Here is an 18560-nt window from a genome sequence, read left to right as displayed (position 1 = left end):
GGCTGAGTTCGCACCGGAGCGAGTTGTTGTGGAGAATAACTCGCTGAGCAAGGATAAGCCCGGTATCTTTGATATCAATCCAATGCTGAAAATCGGGATTGAAGGGGCTGATGGCGAGCTACTGAAGGGTGGAGGTGGAGTCTCTAAGAATGGAAAGCCAAAAGATACTCAGATTTGGACAGAAACTAAGAAGAATGAACCAGTTTCCAATGCTTATTCACATTGGGATAAACACAAATCTGAGTTCCCAGAGTATCAGAACTCAAAACAATATGTAGATGCAGCACATAATTTTGTAACAAATCCGCCAATAGGCACACTTTCCACAACACGTAAAAACGGTGATACGATTTACTACAATCCATCGTCAAACACGTTTGCAGTCAAAAATGCTGATGGTGTTCCTAAAACAATGTTCAGGCCAGATCCCGCAGATCATGGTTATCCAACAAATTTGGACTATTTCAATGCACAAAAATAATGAACTATATATTTGCCGGGTATGTGGTGCTGAGCAATTAGATGCCCCTTGGGGCGATGATGGAGAATCACCAACATACGATATATGTGATTGTTGTGGGGTCGAGTTCGGTTACGAAGATTCAACATTGCAAGGAGTTAAGAAATATCGGCAAAAATGGCTAGATGGTGGTGCTAAGTGGCATCATAAAAAATCTGAGCCTGAAAACTGGTCTGCTGAAGAACAGTTATCTCATATCCCAGTAAAATATCTATAGTTTTAGATCCCGAAGTTGGAACCGGGATCATTTTATAAGACGTAACAATGCACTAGGTACCGTGGCCGGGCGGTAGCGTCTGCGGAGCTAAAAACGCTTAACAGCGCAAAAAGTTGCCGTTCCGGAAGTACAGCAGGTAAAATCTGTTGTAACTCACGGAAAGCACAGGGAAAAATTGGTATCCTCACTGGAGTGTACGTCGGATCGAGTTGTTGTTGAGAATAACTCAATGTCTGTGCTTGTGCCGCCTCGCGTACAGCAGGATGCATCTCTGGCATTTGATCCGAATCAGCAAGGAAAGAGCGCAGAAGAGGTCGGTGATGCAATAGATGCTTCGCATATGGGGCCTTCATGGGGAACAGAGTCAAGGTGAAACCATATGCTAAAGGTGAAGTAGCCGGAGGTGCAGGTGCCGGTTATTATTTTGATACAAGTATAGATCCATCCCAGTTTTGGTAATGACTCCAACTTACTGATAGTGTTTTATGTTCAGATAATGCCCGATGACCTTGTCATGCAGCTCCACCGATTTTGAGAACGACAGTGACTTCCGTCCCAGCCTTGCCAGATGTTGTCTCAGATTCAGGTTATGTCGCTCAATGCGCTGAGTGTAACGCTTGCTGATTACGTGCAGCTTTCCCTTCAGGCGGGATTCATACAGCGGCCAGCCATCCGTCATCCATACCACGACCTCAAAGGCCGACAGCAGGCTCAGAAGACGCTCCAGTGTGGCCAGAGTGCGTTCACCGAAGACGTGCGCCACAACCGTCCTCCGTATCCTGTCATACGCGTAAAACAGCCAGCGCTGACGTGATTTAGCACCGACGTAGCCCCACTGTTCGTCCATTTCCGCGCAGACGATGACGTCACTGCCCGGCTGTATGCGCGAGGTTACCGACTGCGGCCTGAGTTTTTTAAGTGACGTAAAATCGTGTTGAGGCCAACGCCCATAATGCGGGCGGTTGCCCGGCATCCAACGCCATTCATGGCCATATCAATGATTTTCTGGTGCGTACCGGGTTGAGAAGCGGTGTAAGTGAACTGCAGTTGCCATGTTTTACGGCAGTGAGAGCAGAGATAGCGCTGATGTCCGGCAGTGCTTTTGCCGTTACGCACCACCCCGTCAGTAGCTGAACAGGAGGGACAGCTGATAGAAACAGAAGCCACTGGAGCACCTCAAAAACACCATCATACACTAAATCAGTAAGTTGGCAGCATCACCCCAGTTTTCAGCTAATCGTGGAGAAACCTTAGCTATTGGTGGGCGTATCTCTGGGCAAATAGGGATACAGTTTGGACCATATTTCTCCGGATCTATTAATTCCGAAAGAAATAGTTCCGCAGGCTTTGGGCTCGGGATCGTTTCTAGCGAAATATCTTATGGAAAAGATGGTGTTGGTTTTAGTTTCGGAGTAGGGCCGGCTTGGGGGTGGAGCGGAATATCAACCAATGTTGCCGGTGAAAAAGTGGATATCAACGGTTCCTCTGGAACTGAATTCTTTCATCATGACTTCTACCAGGGTAAAGCAAAATGAGCCCCGATATCATCACGATCGCGCTATCACTAGCAATTTTTTTCATATCATTCTTTCACTATGCTAGAAGCAATATGCTGCCCCTAAATTCTCCAATAGGCATGAATGAATATTTTAGTGGCATATTTTTCCTTAGAAGGAAGTCCTTTAGTTTATTTATGGGGAGGATAGCGTTGCTTGTTGGTTTCCCATTATCATATGCTCTCAAATTCATTAGTGGTGGTCAGGGAGTAGCTTACTTTCCACTGATTGTGATAACTTGGTTTCTAGCGTTGTATTTTTACAAATATGCTGGCCATTTCAAGGGAGCAGTTGATGGTCGGAAGGGTTTTTTTAGCATACTATTAGCAGGAAAAACCTATGGATTTGCTGGGGCTTTGTTATGGTTTCTCAGAGCTTTATATATTGCATCAGTAATGTATGTATTATTATTTAGATAGGCTTATCACTAATGTTGAGAATAACTATCTTAGCTGGGATGAAACACAGACTTTCGATAAAGAAATGACAGCCTGTCGTGAACCCGGGGGGGACTGTGGTGATATCCAGAATAAATATGCTGTAATGAGTGCTGACAATCGACAGAAATTGCATATTGATGTCGCTGCGGATCCTCTGACGGCGCTGTCCGGGGAAGATAAATGGAATATTGAGGGTGGACTCAGCGCAGCGGGCAGACCTGGCTGGTTATATGGTTCGCTGGAAAACCAGGATGTGAGGGATTACGTCACTGACGGTAACAGCTATGACCTGAACTATCTGAACAGCAATACGTCACAAAGTGATAGGGCACTGGCCTTCTTCGGAGAGCCAGAAAATTACTGGGGTACTGTTGCCGGAGCAGGTTCATTATTAACGTCATCAGCCACGCTGGGTGAAAAAGTTGTCAGCGCCGGGTTGAGTTATGGCGCGAACGGCGCTGTTCAGATTGCAACTGGTAATTCAGGAGATAAATTTGATTATCTCAGTTTCATAATGTCAGGCTTAACAGGGGGAGGTACACCGCCATCCTGGAGGGGGAGTGGCGGCGAGGATAAATGCTCGATGGCGCTTCGCTTAGCAGGCCAGCAGGGGAATCATTATTTTTTGCTGTTTAATCACCGGAATATCCCCTAAATCATTTAATGCTCCGGGAAAAGACTTTAACTACTTTCCTTCGTTACTACACTATTTAACCTGTGGCTGTTATACCGAGCTGAATAAAAACACAGTCATTTAAATAAGGGCTGATTTATTAAATTCGAAGCGGCTCCAGAAAATAGTGTTGATATATGCAACGTATTGCAGCCAATAAAACATATCGCGAACCATGAAATAAGAATGCTATCATTCACACCAGACGCGGCAGGCAACTGCTGGCACACGCATTTACCCCGGAGCACCCGATGAACAACGACATTCCGCTAAAATTTTATGATATCGCCGACGAATACGCGACTGAAGCTGCAAAGCCGGTGAGCGATACAGAACGCGACGCACTGGCACACTACTTCCAGCAGTTGATCACTCGTTTGATGAACAATGAAGAGATCAGCGAAGAAGCGCAGCAGGAGATGGCAACCGAGGCCGGAGTCGACGCACAGCGTATCGATGATATCGCGGAGTTCCTCAATCGTTGGGGGAACGAGTAGCCAAAGACATGGCCTGTGTTTTACACTGCGCGCAAATTGAGTAGGTATACTCTACAAGTAATAGGTTTAATCAGGCGGAAACAGCAATGAACGGAACAATCACAACGTGGTTTAAAGATAAAGGCTTTGGATTTATCAAGGATGAAAACGGCGACAACCGCTATTTTCATGTGATTAAGGTTGCTAATCCTGAGCTGATCAAGAAAGACGCGGCGGTGACCTTTGAGCCTACCACCAACAACAAAGGCTTATCTGCCTACGCGGTAAAAGTCATACCCGACAGCAAATACATCTATATCGCCGGTGAGCGTCTGAAGCTCACGGCGATCAAGTCTTACCTGGTCTACAGCGAAGAAGTCCCTGCTGAGACTCGTATCGACAAAGAAAATGCGGTGCTGTCCGTTGGTGTGCTGATGAACAGCATCCGACCGAAATCAGACGTGAAGCCTGGTGAAATGCGCACGCTGAAAAAGCTGGCCATCACCACCTTCCAGGGCACGACGCTGATCTTCTCGGAAGATGAAATCGATATCGACGAGACGGTGAAACTGCTTAAGGTCTGAAGCCCTTCAGAGTGAATGAAAACCGAAATCCTGCTCTTTTTTGAAGCGGGGTTTCGGTTTAGTACTGTGTGAATGGGGTGAATTGAGAATAGCTTTCTTTGACAACTCGAATCCCACTTGCAGCAGTATAAGAATTCTTTTGATTATATTGAATTGTTTTGTAAGTATTCCAGATGATACAGTTATCCCGACAGTGACAAAGCCGAGGTCTGATGCTTACCTCATTATGAGGACATAAATATCTGTCGGAGTTGGTCACTTCGTAATGAGTTTATATGAATTTTTCGGGCGAAAGATGAAAATATATAAAATAGCGATCATTGTAGCAGGTTTGTTTATTTTGCAGGGTTGTGATAGTCAGGAAACGAAAGTTAAAAAGTTACTAAAGTGTGGTTTGGCAGTTAATGAGGTAGGTAATTCCCTGGCACAAGAAAATTACAAAAAAAATGGTGTCACTGCTATATTTGGACGCTCACCACCACATATTAGCTCTTATGACATGATGAGAATAGGTCAGGATGCCAGAGATGAGTTATGGATGAATGGCCGAAACCGTAGAGGAGAGGCCCAAAAAATAATTGAAGAGTATGAAGAGAGCTACTGTGTTGACATACACCAGGTTCCGGATGATGAAAATATTAAAAAATTAAAATTGATGTTGCGCATATGAAAAGCAGAAGGAGCGACTGTTGACGCTTCTCTTTATTGATATGACTCTGGCTTCGTAATTAGGGATAGGAACTCTTGTTCGCTGACCATAGTTCTATTATTGAGAATATCCTGGCCTCTTTACAAGAGACCAGGGTCAGCATCTGGCTACTTAAGCTTGCCTCTCAATCCTTCATAGACATCGAGTGCTTTCTGTACATTTGCCTCGTTTATCGATATCTCAGAGAAGTCGATAAACCAGGTACCGGAACTATGTTTATTAATGACAAAAAGTTTGTTGCCCTGAACAAAACGATACTCAACGTCGTATTCCTTGTTAAACGTTGAGCCAGCATCTGGGATGGTGAACGTTGTTGTTACACTCGAATTTTGTGGATCCCATTTTAAGAAGTTTGAATAAAGTGCGATCCAGTTATCAAGATTGCTTTTCGTGACATAGCCGAACTGATTAACGACATTCCCGCCGTTATAGATAACTATCATCGCATAATCGCCATCGTCGTCGAGGCGTAAAGTCCCATGAAAAGCATCATTATATTTAGGGGCTTTCGGCAACTGGATATCGATGCCCGTTTTGTACTGCGTTCAGGGGTAGTAAAAGGCTGGTTTGCCTGGTGTGGAGCATCCTGTTAAAAACATAATTAATAGTAATCCAAGTACTTTCTTCATTATCTATCCTGTTTCTTAATTATGATGAGACCGTCGGATTTACCACGTCATCCATCAGTATGTAACGTGCTTCCTGGCGCGTGTATTGATCGATTAACGGCACAAGTCGCCGGAAATGCTCACTGGCACAATGTTCATCGAGAGCCGCGTGGTTTGGCCATTCTTCGATAAAAATAAAATGCCCCGGATCTTTTTCATCAATATAGAGGTCATAAGCAATGCATTGCGGCTCTTTCTTCGTCGCCGATATTAGCTCACGGTACCAAGGGAGAACGGTTTCAATATACTCAGGTTTGATGAAATCTTCGGCAATGACCTTTAACATGCAGCCTCCTGGCAGAAAACGAATGCACACTATGTGATGAAGATATATTTAGGGCAAGACGCCACAGTGTTATATCGGTCGGTGAGTGAGTTATCTCAGCTATTAATCCGATGATCCGCTTAACTGTGATCCATCTCACCTCCCGGCAACCAAAATCTCCTGCGACTCAACGCCGTCCTCTATCTGTTTCGCCACCTTTTGTAAGGCCGGAAGATGTTTTTCTGCGGCCTGTTCGATGGTCATGGCGCTGGCCATATACACCAGATTCAGGCAGCCGATCACCCGCTGTTCACTGCGAATGGGGACGGCGATGGAGGCGATTTTCTCCTCCTGATCCCAACCGCGAAAGTTCTGGCCAAAACCGTCTTTTCGCGCACGGCTCAAAATGGCGTCGAGCTTCAGCCGTTCGCGCGCCAACTGGAACTCATCTCCTGGTCGTGAAGCCAGCATTTCAATCAGTTCCTGACGTTCATTCTCCGGGCTAAATGCCAGCCAGGTCAGGCCGGATGCGGTTTTCAGCAGCGGCAAACGACGCCCGACCATCGCCCGATGAAACGACAGGCGGCTGAAGCGATGGGTGGTTTCACGCACCACCATCGCGTCCACATCCAGCGTGGAAACGTCGGTCGGCCAGATGACCTCGCGCAGCAAATCTCCCAACAGCGGGGCGGCGAGCGCAGAAATCCACTGCTCGTCACGAAATCCCTCACTGAGCTGACGGACCTTAATGGTTAAGCGAAAGCTGTCATCGGACAGACTGCGCCGGACGTAACCCTCATCCTGCAGGGTTTCCAGTAGTCGCCTGACCGTGGTGCGGTGCAGGCCGCTCAGCTCTGCCAGCAGGCCAACGCTGGCCCCGCCGTCGAGACGATTTAACATATTTAATAACATTAGTCCGCGCGTTAACCCGCGCACGGTTTTGTATTCGGTACTGTCGTCACTTTTCATATTTATTGACAAATCTACAGTTAAAACAACGTGGTGCACTTAGTGCACATCCAGGCATGTTTTGATTGTAGCGCAAAAACTCACTTCTATACTGACCGCACAATAAAAAATTATTCACATTCTTTTAACAAAAAAACAATTGCGCCTCACCAGGGTCTGCAATTGCATTTTGTCCGAGTAGTGAGGTTCTGAAATGACAACAATAAATCCAGATATCCAACCCGCTGTGCAGCACACCGTGCAGGTAGCGATTGCCGGAGCCGGTCCGGTAGGGCTGATGATGGCGAACTATCTTGGCCAGATGGGCATTGAGGTGCTGGTGGTGGAGAAGCTCGATACCCTTATCGACTATCCTCGCGCCATCGGCATTGACGATGAAGCGCTGCGCACCATGCAGTCCGTCGGTCTGGTCGAAAATGTTCTGCCGCACACCACGCCGTGGCATGCGATGCGCTTTCTCACCCCGAAAGGGCGCTGTTTTGCTGATATCCAGCCGATGACCGACGAATTTGGCTGGTCGCGCCGCAACGCGTTTATTCAGCCGCAGGTGGACGCGGTGATGCTGGAAGGGCTGTCGCGTTTTCCCAACGTGCGCTGCCTGTTCTCTCGCGAACTGGAAGCTTTCAGCCAGCAAAATGGTGAAGTGAAATTGAACCTGAAAGCGCCGGATGGCCAGCGTGAAACGGTGAAAGCTCAGTGGCTGGTGGCCTGCGACGGTGGGGCCAGCAACGTCAGACGTTCGCTGAATGTGCCATTTGAAGGCAAAACCGCGCCGAATCAGTGGATTGTGGTGGATATCGCTAACGATCCGCTCAGCACGCCGCATGTGTATCTGTGCTGCGATCCGGTGCGCCCGTATGTCTCCGCCGCGCTGCCGCACGCGGTGCGCCGCTTTGAATTTATGGTAATGCCAGGGGAAACCGAAGCGCAGCTCAGCGAACCGCAGAATATGCGCCAGCTTTTGAGCAAAGTGCTGCCGAACCCGGACAACGTCGAGCTGATCCGCCAGCGCGTATATACCCATAACGCACGTCTGGCCGAACGTTTTCGCATTGACCGCGTGCTGCTGGCGGGCGATGCGGCGCACATTATGCCGGTCTGGCAGGGGCAGGGGTACAACAGTGGCATGCGCGATGCCTTCAATCTGGCGTGGAAACTGGCGCTGGTGATTGAGGGCAAAGCCGGTGATGCGCTGTTGGATACCTACCAGCAGGAGCGCCGCGACCACGCCAAAGCGATGATCGATCTCTCGGTGACCGCAGGCAACGTACTTGCGCCGCCGAAACGCTGGCACGGCGCGGTGCGCGACGGGGTTTCCTGGCTGCTGAACTACATTCCGCCGGTCAAACGCTACTTCCTTGAAATGCGCTTTAAGCCGATGCCGCAGTACCACGCCGGGGCGCTGGTGCGTGAAGGCGACGCGAAAACCTCCCCCGTTGGCAAGATGTTTATCCAGCCGAAGGTAACGCTGGAATCAGGTGAAGTGACGCTGCTCGACAACGTCATCGGACCGAATTTCGCGGTGATCGGTTGGGGCTGTAACCCGCTGTGGGGCATGAGCGAGGCGCAGATCCAACAGTGGCAGGCGCTGGGGACGCAGTTTATCCAGGTGGTGCCGGATACACAGATACAAACCGATCAGGATAACCACGACGGCGTTACCCGCATTGGCGATACGCAAAACCGCCTGCGCACGTGGTTTGCCCAGCACAACGCCGCGCTGGTGGTGATACGCCCGGACCGCTTTGTGGCCGCCATCGCCATTCCGCAAACCCTGGGCAGTACCCTGAATAAACTGGCGTCGGTAATGACGCTCACCCGCGTTAATGCCCACATTCCCGCTGAAAAGGTGGCCTGATATGCACGCTTATCTTCACTGTCTTTCCCACTCGCCGCTGGTGGGTTACGTCGACCCGGCGCAGGCCGTGCTCGACGAGGTTAACGGTGTGATCGCCAGCGCCCGGGCACGTATTGCGGCGTTCGACCCTGAACTGGTGGTGCTGTTTGCCCCCGATCACTACAACGGATTTTTCTACGACGTGATGCCGCCGTTCTGTTTAGGCGTAGGCGCTACGGCGATCGGCGATTTCGGCAGCGCGGCGGGGGAGCTGCCGGTGCCGACAGATCTCGCTGAAGCCTGCGCCCACGCGGTAATGAAAAGCGGCATCGATCTCGCCGTGTCCTACAACATGCAGGTCGATCACGGCTTCGCGCAGCCGCTGGAGTTTTTGCTCGGCGGTCTGGATAACGTGCCGGTGCTGCCAGTCTTTATTAACGGCGTCGCCACGCCGCTGCCGGGCTTTCAGCGTACCCGCATGCTCGGTGAAGCGATTGGCCGATTCGCCAGCTCGCTGAATCAGCGTGTGCTGTTTTTAGGCTCCGGCGGCCTGTCGCATCAGCCGCCGGTCCCGGAGCTGGCGAAGGCCGATGCCCATATGCGCGACCGCCTGCTCGGCAGCGGCAAACAACTGCCTGAAAACGAGCGCGAGCTGCGCCAGCAGCGGGTGATCAGCGCCGCCGAGAAGTTTGTGGCCGATCAAAACACGCTGCATCCGCTTAACCCTGTCTGGGATAACCGCTTTATGACGCTGCTTGAACAGGGACGTTTGCAGGAGCTGGACGCGGTCAGTAACGAAGAACTGTCCGCGATGGCGGGCAAATCAACGCACGAAGTTAAAACCTGGGTTGCTGCCTTCGCCGCTATTTCTGCCTTTGGCAACTGGCGCAGCGAAGGCCGTTATTACCGCCCGATCCCAGAGTGGATCGCTGGATTCGGCTCCCTGAGCGCCACCACACAGAACTGAAACAGAACTGAATATGCAGGAGAACATCATGACTTACCAACCGCAAACCGAAGCCGCAACCAGTCGTTTTCTGCAGGTGCAGGAAGCAGGCGAAACGCTGCGCGTGCATTTCAATGACTGTGGGCAGGGCGAAGAGACTGTCGTGCTGTTGCATGGATCTGGTCCGGGTGCGACGGGCTGGGCGAACTTCAGCCGCAATATCGATCCGCTGGTGGAGGCTGGATACCGGGTGATCCTGCTGGATTGTCCTGGCTGGGGCAAAAGCGATGGCATCGTTAACCGCGGTTCGCGATCCGATCTCAATGCTCGCATCCTGAAAAGCGTCGTCGATCAGTTGGATATTCAGAAAATCCATCTGCTGGGCAACTCGATGGGGGGCCACAGTGCCGTGGCGTTCACCCTGAGCTGGCCGGAGCGTGTGGGCAAGCTGGTGCTGATGGGCGGCGGGACGGGGGGCATGAGCCTGTTTACCCCGATGCCGACCGAAGGCATCAAGCGCCTGAATCAGCTGTACCGCGAACCGACCATCGAGAACCTGAAGCTGATGATGGAGATCTTTGTCTTCGACACCAGCGACCTGACCGAGGCGCTGTTTGAGGCGCGTCTGAATAACATGCTGTCGCGTCGCGATCACCTGGAAAACTTTGTCCACAGCCTTGAAGCCAACCCGAAACAGTTTCCGGATTTCAGCCCGCGCCTGGGCGAAATCAAAGCCCAGACCCTGATTGTCTGGGGACGCAACGACCGCTTCGTGCCGATGGACGCCGGCCTGCGCCTGCTCTCCGGGATTGCCGGGTCTGAGCTGCACATCTACCGCGACTGCGGGCACTGGGCACAGTGGGAACATGCGGATGCTTTTAACCAGCTGGTGCTGAACTTCCTCGCACGCCCTTAAGGAACGGACATGACGAATCTTAATCTTGAGCAGTTAGCCGCCGATTTACGTCAGGCTGAGGAAAAAGGGGACGCTATCGCCCCGCTGCGTGAACTGATCGGCGTGGATAACGCCGAAGCGGCCTACGCCATTCAGCGTATCAATGTGCAGTATGACGTGGCGCGAGGGCGTCGCGTCGTCGGGCGCAAAGTGGGGCTGACACACCCGAAAGTGCAACAGCAGCTGGGCGTCGATCAGCCGGACTTCGGCACGCTGTTCGCCGACATGTGCTACGGCGACAACGACACCATTGCGTTTGCCCGCGTGCTACAACCGCGTATTGAAGCGGAGATTGCGCTGGTGCTGAACCGCGATCTGCCCAATGCCGATACCACCTTTGACGAGCTGTACAACGCCATCGAGTGGGTGCTACCCGCGCTGGAAGTGGTCGGCAGCCGTATTCGCGACTGGTCGATCAAGTTTGTTGATACCGTGGCGGATAACGCCTCCTGTGGCGTGTATGTGGTCGGCGGTCCGGCACAACGTCCGGCAGGATTAGATCTGAAAAACTGCGCGATGAAAATGACGCGCAATAACGAAGAGGTTTCCAGCGGGCGCGGTAGCGAATGTCTGGGACATCCGATCAACGCCGCCGTGTGGCTGGCGCGCAAAATGGCCAGCCTCGGCGAGCCGCTGCGTGCCGGGGACATTATTCTCACCGGGGCGTTAGGCCCGATGGTGGCGGTGAATGCGGGCGATCGTTTCGAAGCCCATATCGACGGTATTGGTTCAGTTGCCGCCACCTTTTCAGCGGCGGTTACAAAAGGAAGTCAGTCATGAGTAAGCGTAAAGTCGCCATTATGGGCTCTGGCAACATCGGCACCGATTTGATGATTAAAATTCTGCGTCACGGCGTACGTCTGGAGATGGCGGTGATGGTGGGGATTGATCCGCAATCCGACGGTCTGGCACGCGCCCGGCGTATGGGCGTTGCCACCACTCATGAAGGGGTGACGGGGCTTCTTGCGATGCCAGAATTCGCTGACATTGACATCGTGTTTGATGCCACCAGCGCGGGCGCGCACGTGAAAAATGACGCCGCGCTGCGCGCCGTAAAACCGGGGATCCGTCTAATCGACCTGACGCCCGCAGCGATCGGCCCGTACTGCGTCCCGGTGGTGAATCTGGAGGCCAACGTTAACCAGCAGAACGTCAATATGGTGACCTGCGGCGGGCAGGCGACCATCCCGATGGTGGCGGCGGTTTCTCGCGTGGCAAAAGTCCATTACGCCGAAATTATCGCCTCGATCGCCAGTAAATCTGCGGGACCGGGCACCCGCGCCAATATCGACGAGTTTACCGAAACCACCTCGAAGGCGATTGAAGTGGTGGGGGGCGCGGCTAAAGGCAAAGCCATTATCGTACTTAACCCGGCTGAGCCGCCGCTGATGATGCGCGACACGGTGTATGTGTTGAGCGAAGCGGCCTCCCAGCTTGAAGTTGAAGCGTCGATTAATGACATGGCGGCGGCGGTGCAGGCGTATGTGCCGGGCTATCGCCTGAAACAGCGCGTCCAGTTTGAAGTCATCCCGGAGGATAAACCGGTGAATCTGCCGGGTATTGGTCAGTTTTCCGGGCTGAAAACCGCGGTGTATCTGGAAGTAGAAGGTGCGGCGCACTATTTACCCGCCTACGCGGGCAACCTCGACATTATGACCTCCAGCGCGCTGGCGACCGCTGAGCAGATGGCGCAGTCACTCACCCGTCAGGCAGGAGAAGCAGCATGAACGGTAAAAAACTCTATATCTCTGACGTGACCCTGCGCGACGGTATGCATGCGATTCGTCACCAGTACTCGCTGGAAAACGTGCGCCAGATTGCCAAAGCGCTGGACGACGCGCGGGTTGATTCCATTGAGGTGGCCCACGGCGACGGTTTACAAGGTTCCAGCTTTAACTACGGCTTTGGCGCGCACAGCGATCTCGAGTGGATTGAAGCGGCAGCAGACGTGGTCAAACACGCAAAGATCGCCACGCTGTTGCTGCCGGGCATCGGCACTCTTCATGACCTGAAAAACGCGTATCAGGCCGGCGCGCGAGTGGTGCGCGTGGCGACCCACTGCACCGAAGCGGACGTGTCGGCCCAGCATATTCAGTACGCGCGTGAGCTCGGCATGGATACCGTCGGCTTTCTGATGATGAGCCATATGACCACGCCGGAGAATCTGGCGCAGCAGGCGAAGCTGATGGAAAACTACGGCGCGACGTGTATCTACGTGGTCGATTCCGGCGGGGCAATGAATATGAGCGATATTCGCGCCCGCTTCCGCGCCCTGAAAGCGGTGCTGAAGCCGGAGACAGAAACCGGAATGCATGCGCATCACAACCTGAGTCTCGGCGTGGCGAACTCGATTGCTGCGGTGGAAGAGGGCTGCGACCGTATCGACGCCAGCCTGGCGGGTATGGGCGCTGGCGCGGGCAACGCGCCGCTGGAAGTGTTTATCGCCGCTGCGGATAAGCTCGGCTGGCAGCACGGCACCGATCTGTATGCGCTGATGGACGCCGCCGACGATCTGGTGCGTCCATTGCAGGACCGTCCGGTGCGGGTGGATCGCGAAACGCTGGCACTGGGCTATGCCGGGGTGTACTCCAGCTTCTTGCGTCACTGCGAAGTGGCGGCGGCGCGTTATGGCCTGAGCGCGGTCGATATTCTGGTTGAATTGGGCAAACGCCGAATGGTGGGCGGCCAGGAAGATATGATCGTCGACGTGGCGCTGGATCTGCGCAATAGCAAATAAAAATGATTACGCGGCTGGCAACGTATCAGCCGCGACTCACCTGCATCGTGACCTCAGAGGTACATCTTATGACTACCCGTACCCCCACATCTTACCGCCTGACGTTGACCGTCGGGCTTTGCTTTTTAGTTGCCTTGATGGAAGGGCTGGATCTACAGGCCGCCGGGATCGCTGCCGTCGGTATCGCCCAGGCGTTTGCGCTGGATAAAATGCAGATGGGCTGGATCTTCAGTGCGGGCATTCTCGGGCTGCTGCCCGGCGCGCTGGTGGGCGGCATGCTGGCCGATCGCTATGGCCGCAAGCGTATTCTTATTGCCTCCGTGGCGCTGTTCGGCCTGTTCTCGCTGGCGACGGCGATTTCCTGGGATTTCTCGTCGCTGGTGTTTGCCCGTCTGATGACCGGCGTCGGGTTGGGCGCGGCGTTGCCGAATCTGATCGCGCTGACCTCCGAAGCGGCGGGCCCCCGTTTTCGCGGTACGGCGGTGAGCCTGATGTACTGTGGCGTGCCGATTGGCGCGGCGTTAGCGGCGGCGCTCGGGTTTAGCGGTCTGGCCGCCGCCTGGCAAACGGTGTTCTGGGTTGGCGGAGTGATCCCGCTGCTGCTGGTGCCGTTGTTGATGCGCTGGCTGCCAGAATCACAGGTTTATGCCCAGCAAACGCAGGTGGCCGCCGCGCCGTTGCGCGCCCTGTTCGCACCTGCTACCGCGACAGCCACGCTGCTGCTGTGGCTGTGCTATTTCTTCACCCTGCTGGTGGTGTATATGCTGATCAACTGGCTACCGATGCTGCTGGTGGAGCAGGGCTTTCAGCCCTCGCAGGCGGCTGGCGTGATGTTTGCTCTGCAAATCGGTGCGGCCAGCGGCACGTTAATTCTCGGGGCGTTAATGGACAAACTGCGCCCGGTGGTCATGTCGCTTCTGATCTACACCGGGATGTTGGCTTCGCTGCTGGCGCTGGGGACGGTGTCGTCATTGAGCGGTATGCTGATGGCCGGATTTGTGGCGGGGATGTTTGCTACTGGAGGACAAAGCGTGCTGTATGCGCTGGCTCCGCTGTTTTACAGTACGCAGATCCGCGCGACAGGCGTGGGTACCGCCGTCGCCGTTGGGCGTCTGGGGGCGATGAGCGGCCCGCTGCTGGCAGGAAAAATGTTAGCGCTCGGCACTGGAACGGTAGGCGTGATGGCAGCTTCTGCGCCGGGCATTTTACTGGCAGGGCTGGCGGTATTTTTCCTGATGAGCCGTAAATCGCAGATGCCGATCCCGACCAGTGGCTCATAAACAATCGTTCGGTTGTATGAGTGGGGAGATACGGTTCCCACTTCCGGGTGAACGCCAGCCGGCGATGACGTTGCCAGAGTTTATGTAAAGCCTGGCAACGGAGGCGTTATGAGCTGGCGGCCCTTTTTATATTTGATAATTAACCCCCACCCGATATTAAGCGCCCGGCGCGGTCATCTGCGTCTGGTGCAGGGTTGATTTTGCATTGTGTTAACAAACGCGGTATAACACACCTTCTTTGGATGTTTAGATGTCCATACGTTTGGAAGGTTATATGCAAACAACACAGCAAAATGCGCCACTGAAGCGCACGATGAAAACGCGTCACCTGATTATGCTCTCCTTAGGCGGCGTGATTGGCACAGGGTTATTCTTCAATACCGGCTACATCATCTCCACTACCGGGGCCGCGGGAACGCTGCTGGCCTATCTGATTGGCGCTCTGGTGGTCTGGCTGGTTATGCAGTGTCTGGGCGAGCTGTCGGTCGCGATGCCGGAGACCGGGGCGTTTCACGTCTATGCCGCGCGCTATCTCGGCCCGGCGACGGGGTATACCGTGGCCTGGCTCTACTGGCTGACCTGGACCGTGGCGCTTGGTTCGAGTTTTACCGCTGCCGGATTCTGTATGCAGTACTGGTTTCCGTTGGTGCCAGTATGGGTCTGGTGCGTGGTGTTCTGTGTGATTATTTTTGGCCTGAACGTTATCTCCACGCGCTTTTTTGCCGAAGGGGAGTTCTGGTTCTCGTTGGTGAAAGTGGTCACTATCATCGCCTTTATTATCCTTGGTGGGGCGGCGATTTTTGGCTTTATCCCGATGCAGGATGGCTCGCCCGCGCCGGGGCTGAGTAATATCACGGCGGAAGGTTGGTTCCCGCATGGCGGCTTACCGATCCTGATGACTATGGTGGCGGTGAACTTTGCTTTTTCGGGAACTGAGCTTATCGGTATTGCCGCCGGTGAAACGGAAAATCCGCGCAAGGTGATCCCGGTGGCGATTCGTACCACCATCGCGCGACTGATTATTTTCTTTATCGGCACCGTGTTTGTGCTGGCGGCGCTGATCCCGATGCAGCAGGCGGGCGTGGAGAAAAGCCCGTTTGTGCTGGTATTTGAGAAGGTAGGTATTCCGTACGCCGCCGATATTTTTAACTTCGTGATCCTGACAGCCATTCTTTCTGCGGCGAACTCCGGGCTGTATGCCTCCGGGCGCATGCTCTGGTCGCTGTCGAATGAACGTACGCTGCCAGCCTGTTTTGCGCGAGTAACGAAAAACGGCGTGCCGCTGACGGCGCTGTCGGTCAGTATGCTCGGCGGCGTACTGGCGCTGTTTTCCAGCGTGGTGGCCCCGGACACGGTATTTGTCGCGCTGTCGGCAATCTCCGGGTTTGCGGTGGTGGCGGTGTGGCTGAGCATCTGCGCCTCTCACTTTGTTTTTCGCCGCCGTCATCTGCAACAGGGTAAGGCATTGAGTGCATTACATTATCGTGCGCCGTGGTATCCGCTGGTGCCGGTATTGGGATTTGTGTTGTGCCTGGTGGCCTGTGTAGGGCTGGCATTCGATCCAGCGCAGAGAATTGCGTTGTGGTGCGGGTTACCGTTTGTTGCGTTGTGCTATGGTGCATATTTCCTTACTCAACCCCGTAACGCAAAACAGGAGCCAGAACATGTCGCAGAATAATCCGTTACGCGCTCTCCTTGAGAAACAGGATGTCCTGTTACTGGATGGCGCGATGGCGACGGAGCTGGAAGCGCGAGGGTGTAACTTAGCCGACAGCCTGTGGTCAGCCAAAGTGCTGGTAGAAAACCCGGAGCTTATCCGCGAAGTGCATCTTGATTATTACCGGGCGGGGGCGCAATGCGCGATCACTGCCAGCTATCAGGCGACACCGGCGGGCTTTGCCGCGCGTGGTCTGGATGAAGCGCAGTCGAAAGCGCTGATTGGCAAAAGCGTGGAGCTGGCGCGTAAAGCTCGTGAAGCGTATCTGGCAGAGAACCCGCAAGCGGGCACGCTGCTGGTGGCGGGATCTGTCGGACCTTACGGCGCGTATCTGGCGGACGGCTCTGAATACCGTGGCGATTACCAGCGCAGCGCCGAGGCATTCCAGGCGTTTCATCGCCCGCGCGTGGAAGCATTGCTGGATGCCGGGGCCGATCTGCTGGCCTGCGAAACCCTGCCGAATTTTGTCGAGATTGGCGTACTGGCTGAGCTGTTGACCGCGTACCCGCGTGCACGAGCCTGGTTCTCATTTACTCTGCGTGACAGCGAGCACCTGAGCGACGGTACGCCGCTGCGTGACGTGGTCGCGTTGCTGGCGGATTATCCGCAGGTGGTGGCGTTAGGCATTAACTGCATTGCGCTGGAAAACACCACCGCTGCGTTGCTGCATTTACACGGCTTAACGGCGCTGCCGCTGGTGGTGTATCCGAATTCGGGCGAGCAGTACGATGCCGCGAGCAAAACCTGGCATCATCACGGTGAGTCTTGTGCACAACTGGCGGATTATCTGCCACAGTGGCAGGCCGCTGGCGCACGATTGATTGGCGGGTGCTGTCGCACCACGCCTGCGGATATTGCCGCGTTAAAAGTTCAGGCCCAGGCCCGATAAGACGTAAGCCGCCATCGGGCATTTTTTGCCAGATGGCGATACGGTATGAACCGGAAACATGGGTAACACTTTATGCCGCATCCGCCAGCACAAACATGCCGTACGGATGGATTTCGAGATAATACTGCTCGCCGACGTCCGGCTGCAGACGCGTAGCGTTGACCTGCAATAAAATCTCCTGTCCGTGCCACTCCACCGTGACCTCATATTGGGGTCCCATATACGCGACGTGGCGGATCACGCAGCGCTGGCTCTCTTCGCCGCGGTCGCTGAGGGTGATCGCTTCCGGGCGCACGCCTACCATGCCCTCGCCTTGATCGCTAAAGTGCAGTGGGCGCGGCAGATGATAGCCGTAGATATCAACGTATCTGTCGCTGAAGGTGGCCGGGAACAGGTTGGCATCGCCCATAAAGCTCGCCATAAAGCGGGAGGCGGGCTGGCGATAGAGATCCTGCGGCGAGCCGATCTGCATGATGTGTCCCTTGTTCATCACCAGTACGGTATCGGAAACCGCAAAGGCTTCGCTTTGATCGTGGGTGACGTACAGCGAGGTGATATCAAACTGCTTTTGCAGCTCGCGGATTTTGTCGCGCATGCTGCGACGCAGGTTGGCGTCCAGGTTACTTAACGGTTCATCAAACAGAAGCACTTTCGGTTTGAGGATCAACGCACGGGCCAGCGCCACGCGCTGCTGCTGACCGCCGGAGATCTGATCGACAAAGCGGTCTTCAAATCCTTCCAGATCCACCATCGCCAGCGCCTCTTTGACGCGGGTTTTCACCTCCGCGCGCGACACGCCGAGCATCTTCAGGCCATAACCGACGTTCTCCCCTAACGACATGTGCGGGAACAGGGCATATGACTGAAACACCATACAGATATCGCGCTGCTGAATAGAACGATGGGTAACGTCTTCGCCATCAATGAAAATTTGTCCTTCGCTCGGTTTTTCCAGCCCGGCAACCAGACGCAAGATGGTGGTTTTACCGCAGCCGGACGGGCCGAGCAGCGTTACCATTTGCCCCTGCGGAATGGTGAGGTTGATATTGTCGATAACCGTGTTGCTGCTAAATCGTTTAGTGACGTTGCGCAGTTCAACGAAATTTTTCTGAGTCATAGTGC

General features: G+C 53.9%; 22 protein-coding genes and 1 pseudogene. 18 read left to right on the top strand and 5 right to left on the bottom strand.

The genetic code is table 11. The annotated features are described in order from the left end of the window. Positions 1 to 154 precede the first annotated feature (154 nt). From HV302_RS19010 to HV302_RS28630, 3 genes and pseudogenes are all read left to right on the top strand, one after another. A pseudogene (locus HV302_RS19010) lies at positions 155 to 481 on the top strand (VENN motif pre-toxin domain-containing protein); the annotation flags it as partial. Next, on the top strand, positions 468 to 737 hold the full coding sequence (locus tag HV302_RS19005; protein ID WP_181626424.1) for a hypothetical protein: 270 nt from the start codon (positions 468 to 470) through the stop codon (positions 735 to 737). The pseudogene HV302_RS19010 and the gene HV302_RS19005, both read left to right, overlap by 14 nt. 229 nt (positions 738 to 966) lie before the next feature. Next, entirely contained in the window at positions 967 to 1110 is a 144-nt protein-coding gene (locus HV302_RS28630) for a polymorphic toxin type 25 domain-containing protein (protein ID WP_181626423.1), read from the top strand. A 96-nt stretch (positions 1111 to 1206) separates the two neighbouring features. Here the strand turns inward: HV302_RS28630 and HV302_RS18990 are convergent. Beyond that, a protein-coding gene (locus HV302_RS18990; protein WP_223429336.1) for an IS1 family transposase occupies positions 1207 to 1904 on the bottom strand; the annotation gives its coding sequence in 2 pieces (ribosomal slippage) (positions 1207 to 1655 and positions 1655 to 1904; 699 coding nt in all). A gap of 41 nt (positions 1905 to 1945) precedes the next feature. On the opposite strand from HV302_RS18990, the gene HV302_RS18985 reads away from it, so the two are divergent. From HV302_RS18985 to HV302_RS18960, 6 genes are all read left to right on the top strand, one after another. Further along, positions 1946 to 2272 (top strand): polymorphic toxin type 25 domain-containing protein, encoded by a 327-nt coding sequence (locus HV302_RS18985; RefSeq protein ID WP_181626421.1) that lies wholly within the window; start codon positions 1946 to 1948, stop codon positions 2270 to 2272. Continuing rightward, positions 2269 to 2712, top strand: coding sequence for a hypothetical protein (locus HV302_RS18980; protein WP_181626420.1), 444 nt, complete (start codon positions 2269 to 2271; stop codon positions 2710 to 2712). Before HV302_RS18985 ends, HV302_RS18980 begins: the two co-directional genes overlap by 4 nt. Further along, positions 2693 to 3388, top strand: a complete 696-nt coding sequence (locus tag HV302_RS18975) for a hypothetical protein (RefSeq protein ID WP_326928723.1) — start codon at positions 2693 to 2695, stop codon at positions 3386 to 3388. Before HV302_RS18980 ends, HV302_RS18975 begins: the two co-directional genes overlap by 20 nt. Positions 3389 to 3657: 269 nt before the next feature. Next, positions 3658 to 3903: a YmjA family protein gene (locus HV302_RS18970; RefSeq protein WP_016151965.1), complete on the top strand. Its 246-nt coding sequence runs from the start codon at positions 3658 to 3660 to the stop codon at positions 3901 to 3903. 86 nt (positions 3904 to 3989) lie between these two features. Then, positions 3990 to 4466 (top strand): cold-shock protein, encoded by a 477-nt coding sequence (locus tag HV302_RS18965; protein ID WP_016151966.1) that lies wholly within the window; start codon positions 3990 to 3992, stop codon positions 4464 to 4466. 295 nt (positions 4467 to 4761) lie between these two features. Continuing rightward, complete coding sequence (locus tag HV302_RS18960; protein WP_202633421.1) at positions 4762 to 5136, top strand: hypothetical protein; 375 nt, start codon at positions 4762 to 4764, stop codon at positions 5134 to 5136. A gap of 146 nt (positions 5137 to 5282) precedes the next feature. On the opposite strand, the gene HV302_RS18955 is transcribed toward HV302_RS18960, so the two are convergent. The 3 genes from HV302_RS18955 to HV302_RS18945 form a co-directional block, all read right to left on the bottom strand. Beyond that, positions 5283 to 5690 carry a hypothetical protein gene (locus HV302_RS18955; RefSeq protein WP_326928722.1) on the bottom strand — a complete coding sequence of 136 codons (408 nt, stop codon included), beginning with the start codon at positions 5688 to 5690 and terminating at the stop codon, positions 5283 to 5285. A gap of 133 nt (positions 5691 to 5823) precedes the next feature. After that, positions 5824 to 6129 carry a putative quinol monooxygenase gene (locus tag HV302_RS18950; RefSeq protein WP_101700596.1) on the bottom strand — a complete coding sequence of 102 codons (306 nt, stop codon included), beginning with the start codon at positions 6127 to 6129 and terminating at the stop codon, positions 5824 to 5826. Between the two features lie 135 nt (positions 6130 to 6264). Further along, the gene (locus HV302_RS18945) at positions 6265 to 7077 is read right to left on the bottom strand and encodes a DNA-binding transcriptional regulator (protein WP_181626419.1); all 813 of its coding nucleotides are present in this window, start codon (positions 7075 to 7077) and stop codon (positions 6265 to 6267) included. Between the two features lie 193 nt (positions 7078 to 7270). On the opposite strand from HV302_RS18945, the gene HV302_RS18940 reads away from it, so the two are divergent. From HV302_RS18940 to mmuM, 9 genes are all read left to right on the top strand, one after another. Further along, complete coding sequence (locus HV302_RS18940) at positions 7271 to 8935, top strand: bifunctional 3-(3-hydroxy-phenyl)propionate/3-hydroxycinnamic acid hydroxylase (RefSeq protein WP_181626418.1); 1665 nt, start codon at positions 7271 to 7273, stop codon at positions 8933 to 8935. Between the two features lies 1 nt (position 8936). Then, positions 8937 to 9881 (top strand): 2,3-dihydroxyphenylpropionate/2,3-dihydroxicinnamic acid 1,2-dioxygenase, encoded by a 945-nt coding sequence (mhpB, locus tag HV302_RS18935; RefSeq protein WP_016151972.1) that lies wholly within the window; start codon positions 8937 to 8939, stop codon positions 9879 to 9881. 28 nt (positions 9882 to 9909) lie between these two features. Beyond that, positions 9910 to 10776: a 2-hydroxy-6-oxonona-2,4-dienedioate hydrolase gene (mhpC, locus tag HV302_RS18930; RefSeq protein ID WP_016151973.1), complete on the top strand. Its 867-nt coding sequence runs from the start codon at positions 9910 to 9912 to the stop codon at positions 10774 to 10776. Between the two features lie 9 nt (positions 10777 to 10785). After that, a complete protein-coding gene (gene mhpD / locus HV302_RS18925; RefSeq protein ID WP_016151974.1) occupies positions 10786 to 11595 on the top strand; it encodes a 2-keto-4-pentenoate hydratase in 810 nt (269 codons plus the stop codon). Continuing rightward, on the top strand, positions 11592 to 12542 hold the full coding sequence (gene mhpF / locus HV302_RS18920; RefSeq protein ID WP_181626417.1) for an acetaldehyde dehydrogenase: 951 nt from the start codon (positions 11592 to 11594) through the stop codon (positions 12540 to 12542). Before mhpD ends, mhpF begins: the two co-directional genes overlap by 4 nt. After that, positions 12539 to 13552 (top strand): 4-hydroxy-2-oxovalerate aldolase, encoded by a 1014-nt coding sequence (mhpE, locus tag HV302_RS18915; RefSeq protein ID WP_016151976.1) that lies wholly within the window; start codon positions 12539 to 12541, stop codon positions 13550 to 13552. The genes mhpF and mhpE overlap by 4 nt, the downstream gene beginning before the upstream one ends. A 68-nt stretch (positions 13553 to 13620) precedes the next feature. Further along, entirely contained in the window at positions 13621 to 14832 is a 1212-nt protein-coding gene (gene mhpT, locus HV302_RS18910; protein WP_016155816.1) for a 3-(3-hydroxy-phenyl)propionate transporter MhpT, read from the top strand. 274 nt (positions 14833 to 15106) lie between these two features. After that, positions 15107 to 16510 carry an S-methylmethionine permease gene (mmuP, locus tag HV302_RS18905; protein WP_032946968.1) on the top strand — a complete coding sequence of 468 codons (1404 nt, stop codon included), beginning with the start codon at positions 15107 to 15109 and terminating at the stop codon, positions 16508 to 16510. Continuing rightward, positions 16497 to 17438: a homocysteine S-methyltransferase gene (gene mmuM / locus HV302_RS18900; RefSeq protein WP_181626416.1), complete on the top strand. Its 942-nt coding sequence runs from the start codon at positions 16497 to 16499 to the stop codon at positions 17436 to 17438. The genes mmuP and mmuM overlap by 14 nt, the downstream gene beginning before the upstream one ends. Before the next feature lie 70 nt (positions 17439 to 17508). On the opposite strand, the gene fbpC is transcribed toward mmuM, so the two are convergent. Then, positions 17509 to 18555 (bottom strand): ferric ABC transporter ATP-binding protein, encoded by a 1047-nt coding sequence (gene fbpC / locus HV302_RS18895; protein WP_181626415.1) that lies wholly within the window; start codon positions 18553 to 18555, stop codon positions 17509 to 17511. Between the last annotated feature and the right edge of the window lie 5 nt (positions 18556 to 18560).

Source organism: Citrobacter sp. RHBSTW-00859 (assembly GCF_013729795.1).
Classification (GTDB): domain Bacteria; phylum Pseudomonadota; class Gammaproteobacteria; order Enterobacterales; family Enterobacteriaceae; genus Citrobacter; species Citrobacter braakii.
The sequence above is the reverse complement of the archived record's forward strand: the minus strand, read 5'-3'. Positions and strand labels throughout refer to the sequence as shown.

Bases quoted from the DNA above. Each gene is read 5' to 3' on its own strand.
- HV302_RS19005 (WP_181626424.1), top strand. From the start codon at position 468: ATGCACAAAAATAATGAACTATATATTTGCCGGGTATGTGGTGCTGAG.
- HV302_RS28630 (WP_181626423.1), top strand. From the start codon at position 967: ATGTCTGTGCTTGTGCCGCCTCGCGTACAGCAGGATGCATCTCTGGCA.
- HV302_RS18980 (WP_181626420.1), top strand. From the start codon at position 2,269: ATGAGCCCCGATATCATCACGATCGCGCTATCACTAGCAATTTTTTTC.
- HV302_RS18975 (WP_326928723.1), top strand. From the start codon at position 2,693: ATGTATTATTATTTAGATAGGCTTATCACTAATGTTGAGAATAACTAT.
- HV302_RS18970 (WP_016151965.1), top strand. From the start codon at position 3,658: ATGAACAACGACATTCCGCTAAAATTTTATGATATCGCCGACGAATAC.
- HV302_RS18965 (WP_016151966.1), top strand. From the start codon at position 3,990: ATGAACGGAACAATCACAACGTGGTTTAAAGATAAAGGCTTTGGATTT.
- HV302_RS18960 (WP_202633421.1), top strand. From the start codon at position 4,762: ATGAAAATATATAAAATAGCGATCATTGTAGCAGGTTTGTTTATTTTG.
- HV302_RS18950 (WP_101700596.1), bottom strand. From the start codon at position 6,129: ATGTTAAAGGTCATTGCCGAAGATTTCATCAAACCTGAGTATATTGAA.
- HV302_RS18945 (WP_181626419.1), bottom strand. From the start codon at position 7,077: ATGAAAAGTGACGACAGTACCGAATACAAAACCGTGCGCGGGTTAACG.
- HV302_RS18940 (WP_181626418.1), top strand. From the start codon at position 7,271: ATGACAACAATAAATCCAGATATCCAACCCGCTGTGCAGCACACCGTG.
- mhpB (WP_016151972.1), top strand. From the start codon at position 8,937: ATGCACGCTTATCTTCACTGTCTTTCCCACTCGCCGCTGGTGGGTTAC.
- mhpC (WP_016151973.1), top strand. From the start codon at position 9,910: ATGACTTACCAACCGCAAACCGAAGCCGCAACCAGTCGTTTTCTGCAG.
- mhpD (WP_016151974.1), top strand. From the start codon at position 10,786: ATGACGAATCTTAATCTTGAGCAGTTAGCCGCCGATTTACGTCAGGCT.
- mhpF (WP_181626417.1), top strand. From the start codon at position 11,592: ATGAGTAAGCGTAAAGTCGCCATTATGGGCTCTGGCAACATCGGCACC.
- mhpE (WP_016151976.1), top strand. From the start codon at position 12,539: ATGAACGGTAAAAAACTCTATATCTCTGACGTGACCCTGCGCGACGGT.
- mhpT (WP_016155816.1), top strand. From the start codon at position 13,621: ATGACTACCCGTACCCCCACATCTTACCGCCTGACGTTGACCGTCGGG.
- mmuP (WP_032946968.1), top strand. From the start codon at position 15,107: ATGCAAACAACACAGCAAAATGCGCCACTGAAGCGCACGATGAAAACG.
- mmuM (WP_181626416.1), top strand. From the start codon at position 16,497: ATGTCGCAGAATAATCCGTTACGCGCTCTCCTTGAGAAACAGGATGTC.
- fbpC (WP_181626415.1), bottom strand. From the start codon at position 18,555: ATGACTCAGAAAAATTTCGTTGAACTGCGCAACGTCACTAAACGATTT.